Genomic DNA, 10,895 nt, shown 5'->3' with positions numbered 1-10,895 from the left:
TAGCGCGAAGCTACACGTTAAAGTACTTCGCTTCCGGGTGGTAGAGCACGAACGCATCGGTGGACTGCTCTGGGTGCAGCTGGAGCTCCTCAGAGAGCTCCACGCCGATGCGCTCCGGCTGCAGCAGGTCAATCATGCCCTGACGGAAGGTCAGATCCGGGCAGGAACCATAGCCGAAGGAGTAACGAGCGCCACGGTACTTCAGGTCAAAGAAGTCCTGGGTATCGTCGGAGTCTTCCGCGCCAACACTTGTGCCGTCGGAGAACGCGAGCTCGGAGCGAATGCGCTGGTGCCAGTACTCGGCCAGCGCCTCGGTGAGCTGCACGCCGATACCGTGAACCTCCAGGTAGTCGCGGTATTCGTTCTTGGCGTAAATATCGTTGGCGAAGTCAGCGATGGGCTGTCCCATGGTCACCAGCTGGAACGGCATGACGTCGGTCTGTCCTGCGGCGATGGCATCTTCGCGCGAGCGAATGAAGTCAGCAATGCATAGGAAGCGACCACGCTGCTGGCGCGGGAAGGTCCAGGACACCACTGGCTCTGCCGCGGGGTCGGGCTGCTCCCCTTCCGCAGGTAGCGGCAGTACGTGTACGGTATCGCCCTCAGAAACTGCTGGGAAGTAGCCATAGACGACAGCCGCATGCTGGAGGATGTTCTCGGCGCGCAGGCGCTGCAGCCATGCGCGCAGGCGTGGACGACCATCGGATTCGACCAGTTCCTCGTAACTCGGCCCCTCGTCGCCGCGGGTGCCGCGCAGTCCCCACTGCCCCATGAACAGAGCGCGTTCGTCGAGGGTGGTCAGGTAGTCGTCGAGGGGCAGGCCCTTGACAATGCGGGTTCCCCAGAACGGCGGTGTCGCAACGGGGACATCAGCGGCGACATCGGAACGCTCCGGCACCTCGGGGGCTTCAGCAGCAGCCTTGGCGGCGCGCTGCGCGGCGATGCGCTTGGAGCGCTCACGGCGGGCGCGGCGAGCTTCCTTCTTCTCGCGGGCAGCAATGGCCTCTGGCGAATTCTCGTCTGGGCCGAGGCCCTTCTTAGCTGCCATCAGCTCGTCCATGATGCGCAGTCCTTCGAAGGCATCCCTGCCGTAGTAGACATCGCCGTGGTAGAGCTCGGACAGGTCGTCTTCCACGTAGCTACGCGTCAGCGCGGCGCCGCCGAGCAGTACTGGGAAGCGGGTGGCATCGCCGGCGGAGTTGATCTCCAGCAGGTTGTCCTTCATCACCACAGTGGACTTCACCAGCAGGCCGGACATGCCGATGGCGTCGACATCCAGTTCCTTGGCGGCGGACAGAATCGTAGCGATTGGCTGCTTAATGCCCAGGTTATGCACGGTGTAGCCGTTGTTGGAGAGAATAATCTCCACCAGGTTCTTGCCGATGTCGTGGACATCGCCCTTCACCGTGGCCAGCACAATCGAGCCCTTGGAGCCCGTGGCATCCTCGGCATCCATAAAGCCCTCGAGGTAGCCCACCGCGGCCTTCATCGTCTCGGCCGACTGCAGCACGAATGGCAGCTGCATCTGGCCAGAACCGAACAGGTCACCAACGGTCTGCATGCCACGCAGCAGGTCCTCGTTGACAATCGCCAGCGGTTCCTTTTCCTTCATGCCCTCATCGAGGTCAGCCTCGATACCCGTGCGCTCACCGTCGATGATGCGCTGCGCCAGGCGGTCGAACAGCGGCATGGCGGCGAGCTTTTCGGCCCGGGCGTCCTTCGCGTCAGCGGCGGAGACTCCTTCGAAGAGCTCCATGAATACCTGCAGTGGGTCGTACTCCCCGTCGGGGTGCCCCGCTTCACGACGGCGGTCGTACACCATATCGAGAGCGACTTCGCGCTGCTTGTCGTCGATCTTGTTCATCGGCAAGATCTTGGAGCTGTGGGCAATGGCGGAGTCCAGACCGGCCTCGATGCACTCGTTGAGGAACACCGAGTTGAGTACCTGGCGAGCCGCCGGGTTCAGACCGAAGGAAATGTTGGACAGACCGAGCGTGGTGTGCACGTTCGGGTGGCGACGCTTAAGTTCGCGGATGGCTTCGATGGTTTCGATGCCGTCGCGGCGAGTTTCCTCCTGGCCAGTGGAAATCGGGAAAGTCAGACAGTCGACAATAATGTCCTGCTCGCGCAGTCCCCACGTGCCGGTGATGTCGGCGATGAGACGCTCGGCAATCTCAATCTTCTTGTCCTTTGTACGCGCCTGACCTTCTTCGTCGATAGTCAAAGCGACCACGGCAGCACCGTGCTCAACAACCTGGCGCATAATGCGCTGGTAGCGCGAGTCCGGGCCATCGCCGTCTTCAAAGTTCACAGAGTTGACCGCGCAGCGACCACCGAGGTGCTCCAGGCCAGTCTTCAAAACTTCCGGTTCCGTGGAGTCCAGCATGACCGGCAACGTCACCGAGGTGGCGATCTGCGATGCCAGGGTTGCCATGTCATCGCGACCGTCGCGCCCCACGTAGTCCACACACAGGTCGATCATGTGTGCGCCATCGGTGACCTGACCGCGGGCGGTGTTTAGGCACTTCTCCCAGTCGCCGGCCAGCATGGCCTCGCGGAAAGCCTTGGAACCGTTGGCGTTGGTGCGCTCACCAATCATGGTGATGCCGGTTGTCTGCGTCAGCGGGGTTGCCGAGTACAGAGAAGCGACCTCATCGATTGGCTTTGCATTCGGATCCGTCGATGGGCGTGCTGCCTGAACAGCAGGGCCCTGCTCGGCGTAGGCGCCTGCACCGGTAATAGCATCGCGCACAGCGGAAACATGCTCCGGTGTGGTACCACAGCAGCCACCGACCATCGCCAGGCCAAACTCTTCAACAAAGGCGCGCAGCGCTGTGGCTAGCTCTGGTGCGGTCAGCGGGTAGGTCGCACCGTTCTTACCCAGCACTGGCAGGCCCGCATTCGGCATCACCGATACAGGAATGGAGGCGAAGTTGGACAGGTAGCGCAGGTGCTCGCTCATCTCGTCCGGACCCGTTGCACAGTTCAGACCAATCATGTCGATCCCCAGCGGCTGCAGCGCTGCCAGGGCTGCACCAATCTCCGAGCCCATCAGCATGGTGCCTGTGGTCTCGACGGTCACGTGGACGACGATCGGAATCTTTTTGTCAGCCTGTCGCATGGCGGCCTTGACACCGTTGACGGCCGCCTTTACCTGCAGCAAGTCCTGACAGGTCTCAATCAAAAACGCATCCGCGCCACCGGAAATCATGCCGAGTCCGGCCTCCGTGTATGCGTCGCGAAGCTGAGCGTACGGAGCGTGCCCCAACGATGGCAGCTTCGTGCCCGGGCCCAGCGAACCGAGGACAAAGCGTCGCATACCCTCGCGCCCCGGCCCCATTTCGTCAGCGACCTTGCGGGCGATTGCGGTGCCCTTGTGCGCTAGCTCCTGGATACGGTCTTCAATGTCGTAATCCGCGAGGTTCGGGAAGTTGCAGCCGAAGGTATTGGTTTCCACCAGGTCGGCGCCGGCCTCGAAATAACGCCGGTGAATCGTCTCGATGATGTCGGGACGAGTGTCATTGAGAATCTCATTACAGCCCTCGTAGCCGAGGAAGTCCGCGTCAACGTCGAGGTCAAAAGACTGCAGCTGGGTACCCATGGCGCCATCGCCAATGAGTACACGGCTGTGCAGTGCGGTGAGGAACTCGGAAGAGTGGCGATCAGTCATGAATAGACACCTTAGTCTACTTTCATAACCGCGCCGTTAATCGGGCTGGTTATTCGATCTCAAAGTAGCTTTCCGCCTTCACCGCAGGCAGGTCCAAACCGACAGCCTTCGTTGCGGAATTGATAATCGCGAGAATCTCGTCGAGCTCCTCATCAAAAATCGAGCCACCGTGCTCATGCTCAATCGCAGCCACGCGCTGTAGGCAGTTCTCTACCGCCTGCGTTGCGGCTTCTTCTCGCTTATCGACGGCCAGTTCCGCCGCCTGATCGATACCAGCGGCGGCCTCACGGAGGGCTTCCCCGACCTGGTCGGCTACCGATTCGTCAAAAAGTGGCTCCCAGAACTCGCGTTCCTCGGGCTGCAGGTAGCTGCCGGTGGCAAACATGCGCAAATCGGCAACTAGCTTATCGATGTTCTCTTGCGTTACTTCGACAGCAGACAGATCTGAGTTGCTCATGCTCAAATTTTAACGCCAAGCAGCGCGTCCAGCGCGGCGGCAACGAATTCTCCGGCACCCGCTGCGCCGGTTACTGTGCCAGCATCTGCCTTGTTGCTGGTAGCCGAGGACCACTCCGCAGCCCAGGCATCGATAGCGGCCAGAGCAGCCGGCGTATCCAGGTCATTGGCCAGGCTTGCGCGCACATCGGCAACCAGTGCCGCTGCTGCGCTCACAGCCTTCTCATCGGTGGCAGTCTTTGTAGCTGCGCAAGCCGCACGCCAGGCCTCGTGACGTGCCTTGGCCGCCTCCAGCACCTCGTCCGACCAATCGCGATCAGAGCGGTAATGGCTGGCGAACACGCCAATGCGAATAGCACTCGGGTCGACGCCGGCGGCCACCAGCTTGGAGACAAACACCAGGTTGCCCAGCGACTTGGACATCTTCACGCCATCGAGCGCAATCATGCCAGCGTGAACATAATGGCGCGCCATACGTGCACAGCCAGTAGCGGCTTCAGCGTGAGCCGCCGAGAACTCGTGGTGCGGGAACGCGAGATCCGAGCCACCGCCCTGAATGTCGAAGCTCTTACCCAGGCGGTTGGTGGCAATCGCCGAGCACTCAATGTGCCAACCCGGCCGGCCCGCACCAAAAGGAGCCTCCCAGCTTGGCTCCCCGGGGCGAGCGGCACGCCACACCAGCGCGTCCAGTGGGTCCTCCTTGCCCGGGCGATCCGGGTCGCCACCGCGCTCCGCAAAGAACTCCGCCATCTGCTCTGCCGAGTAATTGGACTCGTAACCAAAGTTCTCAGTGGCACTCTTGCGGAAGTACACATCCGGGTACTCGTCATCGGTGAGCTGGTAGGCCGAGCCATTCTCCAGCAGCTTCTCGACCATTTCCACGACCTCGCCCACGGACTCAATGGCGCCGATATAGTCGCGCGGTGGAATCACCGACAGGTTTTCCATATCCGAGCGAAACAAATCAATCTGCGAGGTGCCCAGCTCGCGCCAGTCCACCCCATCGCGCTCCGCACGTTCGAACAACGGGTCATCGACATCGGTGATGTTCTGCACGTAATGCACCGAGTGTCCATTGTCCAGCAGCTGACGGTAAATCAGATCAAAGGTGAGGTAGGTTGCTGCGTGCCCCAGGTGCGTGGCGTCATAGGGTGTGATGCCACACACGTACATGGTCGCCTCCGGTCCCGCTTCCACCTGGGAGACCTTCTGATCCGCGGTGTCGTAGAGGCGTAGGGGGACCGATGTTGAGTTTTCGTCGTCAAGCGAATGCGCCTTACCTGTATTGCTGGCGCGGTTGAACACATCGAAACGCGCATCGCCGAGACTGGGAACCTGTGGTTGGGGCCACGAATGCATTAAATACTCACTACCTCACTAAACAGCGTTGATCGTGCCGAAGCCGAGCAACACCATAACAATCAAACCGACCGGGATGCGGTACGCGGCGAACCAAGCGAAGGAGTGGTTCGACACAAACTTCAGCAGCCATGCGATAGACGCATAGCCGACGACGAAGGCAATCAGCGTACCGATGGCCAATTGCGCACCACTAGCGGCCTGTCCCGCCGCAGGGTCAAACGCGTCTGGAAGCGAAAAAATTCCAGCAGCGAAAACAGCGGGGATAGCCAGCAGGAAGGAAAAGCGCGTTGCAACCTCTCGGTCCAAGTGCAAGAACAGGCCGGCAGACACCGTACCGCCCGAGCGCGACACACCCGGAATGAGCGCCAGGCACTGCGCGAAACCCATGACGATGGCATCTCGCATGGTCAGCTCTTCATAGTTGCGCTCACGACGACCGAACTTCTCTGCGGCGATAAAGACAAAGGAGAAAAGCACCAACACAGCGGCTGTAATCCAGAGATTGCGCAGGTTATCGCGGATGAGGTCCTTCCCCAGCACACCGATGATGGCAATCGGCAGCGTACCGACAATCACCATCCAACCCATGCGGTAGTTGAAACCGCGGGCTTCCTTATTGAACAGACCGGCAAACCAGCCAGTGAGGATCTGCCAGATGTCCTTGGCGAAGAACACCAACACAGCCAATTCGGTGCCAAGCTGCACCACAGCGGTGAAGGATGCACCGGCGTCCTGGCCCCACAGCAGCTCGGAGACAATCCGAAGGTGCCCCGAGGAACTCACCGGGAGAAATTCCGTCAGACCTTGCACTACGGACAGGATGATTGTCTGCGCCCAGGTCATACCGGTGCCGGCGGTATCGGCAGCGGTATCTGCTGAGGCGCTTAGTGTCGTCATGATAGTCACGGGTGTATAGGCTACTCGTCCGGTTTGTGTTGTGGCTATAGCGAGGTTTCGGTGCGGCGATAGCGAGACCTCTCCCGCGGAACTTTTCCCGCGACCGCACACGGGTGTCCTAAAGTAAAAATCGTGCAACAACGAATTCTGGGCAACAGCGGTTTACGCGTCTCCGCCTTGGGGCTGGGTACGGCCACCTGGGGTGCGGGTACCAGGCAAGACGAAGCCGGACGCATCCTGACGGACTTCCTCGACGCCGGAGGCAACCTTGTCGACGCTTCCCCACTCCACGGCGGCGACACTGTTGCCGACATGCTGGGTGCAGTCATCGCAAAGCGCGGTGTCGCCGACGAATTGGTGCTCTCGGTCGCATCTGGCATACACCCCGAGCGGCCCGTCGGCAGGCGCGTGGACTGCTCGCGTAAGACACTGCAAAAGGACCTCGACGATACGCTCGCACGCCTCGGCGTCGAACACATTGATCTGTGGTCGCCCGGCTACTGGGATGGGCTGACCCCACCGGAAGAGGTCGCCGATACCCTGGAATGGGCTGTGCTCACGGGGAAAGTACGTTACGCCGGAGTGCGTGGATACAGCGGTTGGCAGGCGGCGGTGACGCATGCCGCCGCGGATCGAATCGCTCCGGTGTTCGCACAGCATGAGTACTCGCTGCTCCAGCGAAGCCCTGAGGCTGAACTACTGCCCGCCTGTGAGCATTTGGGGCTCGGCTTTATCGGTGGCGCCCCACTGGCCCAAGGCGTTTTGACCGCCAAATACCAGCACATCATTCCCGAGGACTCCCGCGCTGCTTCCGAACACGCCGACGCAGAGGTACAGGACTATCTCGACACGCGCGGCGTCACGGTTGCAGGCGCGCTGACCACCGCAGCCAAGGGGCTCGGCGTCAGTGCTGCCGTCGCAGCGATTTCCTGGGCACGCGATCGGCCGGGCGTCACCTCGATCCTCGTTGGCGCTCGAGACCGCGCTCAGCTACGCGAAAACCTCACCGCCGAACAACTCACGCTGCCACCGCAGATTTGCAACGCGCTTGACGACGTCACGCTGTAATCAGTAACCGCATTCTTATAAAGACTTATAAGGCACAACGAATGCGAGAGCCTCCCACGGCTGGAGGCGTCCACAAAGTAATCAGGCCGGGGTGGTAGTTTCTATAGCGTGAGTGAAAACAGTCGTCGACGTGTCATAACCTCCCTTCTAGCGGGGCTTTCCGCTAGCGCAGTGGTCCTGGCAGGGTGCTCCTCCGATGTGGAAGGAGACATCGATGCCGGAATGGGCAACGCCACGCCAGTGCCGGCCGCTTCACCCGCTGCTCCCGATACTGCTATCGGGAGGGCCAAGAAGATTGATGAGGACGTTACCGATGCCGTGCTGGTCGGCGACCGAGTTGTCCTGAAGGCCGGGGACAAAATCTTTGCCGGTCCGCTGAATAACCCAATTGAGCGATCAATGAAGCTGGGCGCGAAGTGTGGTGAGCTCGCGCCGGGCGGCCCTAACGCTTTGCTGCCGTGTGAAGATGGCATCCACGTCATTACTGACCAGGCTACGGAAACGGCCGTTGTCGGCCGTGGCACCAACTACTCCGCCGCAGTTGGCCTGGAAGGCGGCCGCATCATCGGTGCCCATGCGGATAGCAATGTCGTCGATGTGTTCGGCGCTGATGGTGAGTTGGCCAGTGACTTCAAGGCTGCCAATAACGGGTCGCAGCTCGTTGAGATTCCCAAAGCGGACAATGACGCGGACGTCAAGCTGTTAGAGGTCAACCGTCCGGAGACTTCGGTGCATGAGCTCAAGCTCGATGAGTCCCGCGCTGGCTCTGCGCTGCGTGCGGGTATCGGCGTCGGCAAGGTAGCTTCCGGTGATCATGTCATTGCTGCCGCAGACACCAAGGGCAACCAGCTTCTTATTTACACTGCCACTGACGTCATTCGCCTCCACCAGGCAGCTCCGGCCCCGGAGGCTCCGTGGGCGGTAGCGGTCGATGAATCGCGCGGAATTGTCTGGGTGACTTCGACGAAGGTGAACAAGCTGACTGGCTACGACATCAGCTCGGGTACCCCAGTCAAGGTCGCGGACATCAACACGGTTGCAGATCCACAGTCGATTGTTGCCACCGAGGATGGCCAGATTGGCGTCTTCTCGGCTACCGGTGACGGGGCCCAGATTTTTGACTCCGCGGACGTCGATAAGGCAATTGCTGATTTCAAGCAGGATGCAGAGAAGATTCGTGAGGAGATGTCGGTTCGGGAACCAGCCGATAAACTACCGACCGGTGCAGGTGACACCAAGGGAGCAGACGACTCCGAGGGAGAGACTAAGTAGATGCCTTCGAAACTTCGCGCCAAGTCCTATCAACTCGCGCTAAAGGCAATGTTCCAGGTCCCACCGGAGCAGATTCACGAGGCCATCTCGAAGACCCTGAAGGGGCTGCAGAAGTCGGAGAGTCTACAGCGGGCGGTGAGCAAGTTACTCGTTGTTGACGATGCTGTGCTGCGTCAAACCGTGTTCGGCGTGGACTTCCCGCGTCCGCTGGGGCTCGCCGCAGGCTTCGACAAGGCTGCTATTGCTCCGGATTGCTGGGGGCCAATTGGTTTTGGCTACGCGGAACTGGGAACCGTGACTGCCAAGCCGCAGCCGGGCAATGATCGCCCGCGTCTGTTCCGTCTGAAGGAAGACCGCGCCATTTTGAACCGTATGGGTTTCAACAACCCCGGCGCAGCTGCTGTAGCGGAGAACTTGCGGTCGCGTCGCAGTGACGACGTGATTGGTATCAACATTGGCAAGACCAAGGTGACTCCGCTGGAAGAGGCCGTCGATGACTATCGAGAGTCGGCCAGCCAGCTCGGCGGCTTGGCGGACTACGTTGTTGTCAATGTCTCCTCACCGAACACGCCGGGTCTGCGCGACCTTCAGGCGGTGGAGTCACTGCGCCCGATTCTGGCAGCGGTGACTGAGGAGACCGACTCGCCGGTGCTGGTCAAAATCGCTCCTGATCTCTCTGACGATGATGTCATCGCGGTTGCTGACCTGGCTGTTGACCTGGGGCTGGCAGGCATTGTGGCTACCAACACCACCATTTCTCGTGAGGGTCTGCGTACGCCCGCGGATGAGGTCGCGGAGATGGGGGCCGGTGGAGTCTCGGGTGCTCCTGTGGCAGCTCGGTCACTAGAGGTGCTGAAGCTGCTGCACGAGCGCGTCGGAGACAAACTAGTTCTCATCAGCGTCGGCGGCATTGAAACTGCTGAGCAGGCGTGGGAGCGGATTGCCAACGGCGCTTCCCTGTTGCAGGGCTACACACCGTTGATTTATGGCGGTCCAGACTGGATTCGTGACATTCACCAAGGGTTGGCTCGCCAGATTCGAGCTCAGGGATTCTACTCCATTTCGGAGGCAGTCGGCTGTGGTCTGCCGTGGCGTGGTTAATTGCTGAAAGCCGTTGAGGCTTCCTAACCCAATAAACACGTGACCCCGGGGCCAGCTGCCATGAAGGCGCTGGCCCCGGGGTTTTCTGTATGAGTAGCGTGCCCGGTCGGTTGAGTTGCCCGTGTGGGCGGCGTATCCCTACTCCCCGACGTTCTCCCACCACGGCGTGATGATGGCACGCGCAATCGAGTGGAAGTACAGATTGAAGCCAAGCACGGTCGGCGTCGCATCTTCCGGAACTTCAAGCTTCTCCACGTCGACCGCGTGCACCGCATACATGTAACGGTGTGGGGCATGCTGCGCCGGTGGGTTAGCTCCGTAGTGACCACGCATGCCCGAGTCGCCGACAAGCTGGATAGCGCCTTCTGGCAGCTTAGAGCCGTCTTCGGAGCCAGCTCCCTGTGGCAGACCCTTTTCGGTCGCTGGAATGTTGAAGACAGCCCAGTGCCAGAAGCCCGAAGCGGTCGGAGCATCCGGATCGAAGCAGGTCACGGCAATGGACTTAGTGCCCTCCGGCAGATTTGCCCAATCCAGTTGTGGGGAAACATTCGACGGAGCGCGGAATTCATCCGCAATCTTCTCGCCGTCCTTGATATCTGGCGAGGACAGCTCGAAGGTTGGCAAATCCTTCAGCGGTGCGTACGGATCTGGTCCCGGGAAAACCGGAGCATTTGCAGTGTCGTTTGCGGTGTCGTTGGAATTCGTAGTCATAACTACCAGTGTGCCTACTTTATGAGCGCGCTGCAGGGACTTTACAAGACTCCCTATCTGCAGGGCCTGATTCTCAGTGCGAATCCAAGGCGGATGCGGGGCTAACACCGCTGATGTAATTACACCCAGGTTTGGCGCGCTAATGCCCCTCTGACCTGGCAATTTGTGTTTCATTATGTAGTCGGGATACAGTATCACAGGTCAGCACGGAAGTGCTTCCTACCCGGTCCGGGTGGCGGAATGGCAGACGCGCTAGCTTGAGGTGCTAGTGCCCTATTAACGGGCGTGGGGGTTCAAGTCCCCCTCCGGACACAATGTGAAGTCTCGAGACATTGTTCCGGTTATGTCTCGAGGCTTC

The 10,895-nt window shown here is 60.4% G+C and carries 8 protein-coding genes and 1 tRNA gene; 4 read left to right on the top strand and 5 right to left on the bottom strand.

Going from position 1 to position 10,895, the window contains the following annotated elements:
* Positions 1 to 10: 10 nt before the first annotated feature.
* From metH to ADB02_RS00050, 4 genes are read right to left on the bottom strand one after another with little or no spacing between them, the layout of a single operon-like run.
* On the bottom strand, positions 11 to 3,670 hold the full coding sequence (metH, locus tag ADB02_RS00065; protein WP_049189279.1) for a methionine synthase: 3,660 nt from the start codon (positions 3,668 to 3,670) through the stop codon (positions 11 to 13).
* 49 nt (positions 3,671 to 3,719) lie between these two features.
* Positions 3,720 to 4,127, bottom strand: a complete 408-nt coding sequence (locus ADB02_RS00060; protein ID WP_049189278.1) for a hypothetical protein — start codon at positions 4,125 to 4,127, stop codon at positions 3,720 to 3,722.
* 2 nt (positions 4,128 to 4,129) lie between these two features.
* Positions 4,130 to 5,485, bottom strand: a complete 1,356-nt coding sequence (mshC, locus tag ADB02_RS00055; RefSeq protein WP_049189277.1) for a cysteine--1-D-myo-inosityl 2-amino-2-deoxy-alpha-D-glucopyranoside ligase — start codon at positions 5,483 to 5,485, stop codon at positions 4,130 to 4,132.
* 18 nt (positions 5,486 to 5,503) lie between these two features.
* Positions 5,504 to 6,385: an undecaprenyl-diphosphate phosphatase gene (locus ADB02_RS00050; protein WP_040361409.1), complete on the bottom strand. Its 882-nt coding sequence runs from the start codon at positions 6,383 to 6,385 to the stop codon at positions 5,504 to 5,506.
* A 132-nt stretch (positions 6,386 to 6,517) separates the two neighbouring features.
* Here ADB02_RS00050 and ADB02_RS00045 point away from each other — a divergent pair, with 132 nt between their 5' ends.
* The 3 genes from ADB02_RS00045 to ADB02_RS00035 all read left to right on the top strand — a co-directional run bounded on the left by ADB02_RS00045 (position 6,518) and on the right by ADB02_RS00035 (position 9,826).
* A complete protein-coding gene (locus tag ADB02_RS00045; RefSeq protein WP_016422785.1) occupies positions 6,518 to 7,453 on the top strand; it encodes an aldo/keto reductase in 936 nt (311 codons plus the stop codon).
* A gap of 108 nt (positions 7,454 to 7,561) precedes the next feature.
* Positions 7,562 to 8,725 carry a hypothetical protein gene (locus tag ADB02_RS00040; protein ID WP_179078157.1) on the top strand — a complete coding sequence of 388 codons (1,164 nt, stop codon included), beginning with the start codon at positions 7,562 to 7,564 and terminating at the stop codon, positions 8,723 to 8,725.
* Positions 8,726 to 9,826, top strand: coding sequence for a quinone-dependent dihydroorotate dehydrogenase (locus tag ADB02_RS00035; protein ID WP_049189276.1), 1,101 nt, complete (start codon positions 8,726 to 8,728; stop codon positions 9,824 to 9,826).
* A 138-nt stretch (positions 9,827 to 9,964) separates the two neighbouring features.
* On the opposite strand, the gene ADB02_RS00030 is transcribed toward ADB02_RS00035, so the two are convergent.
* The gene (locus ADB02_RS00030; protein ID WP_049170574.1) at positions 9,965 to 10,537 is read right to left on the bottom strand and encodes a YbhB/YbcL family Raf kinase inhibitor-like protein; all 573 of its coding nucleotides are present in this window, start codon (positions 10,535 to 10,537) and stop codon (positions 9,965 to 9,967) included.
* A 226-nt stretch (positions 10,538 to 10,763) separates the two neighbouring features.
* On the opposite strand from ADB02_RS00030, the gene ADB02_RS00025 reads away from it, so the two are divergent.
* Positions 10,764 to 10,849, top strand: a tRNA-Leu gene (locus ADB02_RS00025).
* The last annotated feature ends 46 nt before the right edge of the window (positions 10,850 to 10,895 follow it).

Source organism: Corynebacterium sp. 212_CJEI, from assembly GCF_001055915.1.
Lineage (GTDB): Bacteria > Actinomycetota > Actinomycetes > Mycobacteriales > Mycobacteriaceae > Corynebacterium > Corynebacterium jeikeium_D.
The sequence above is the reverse complement of the archived record's forward strand: the minus strand, read 5'-3'. Positions and strand labels throughout refer to the sequence as shown.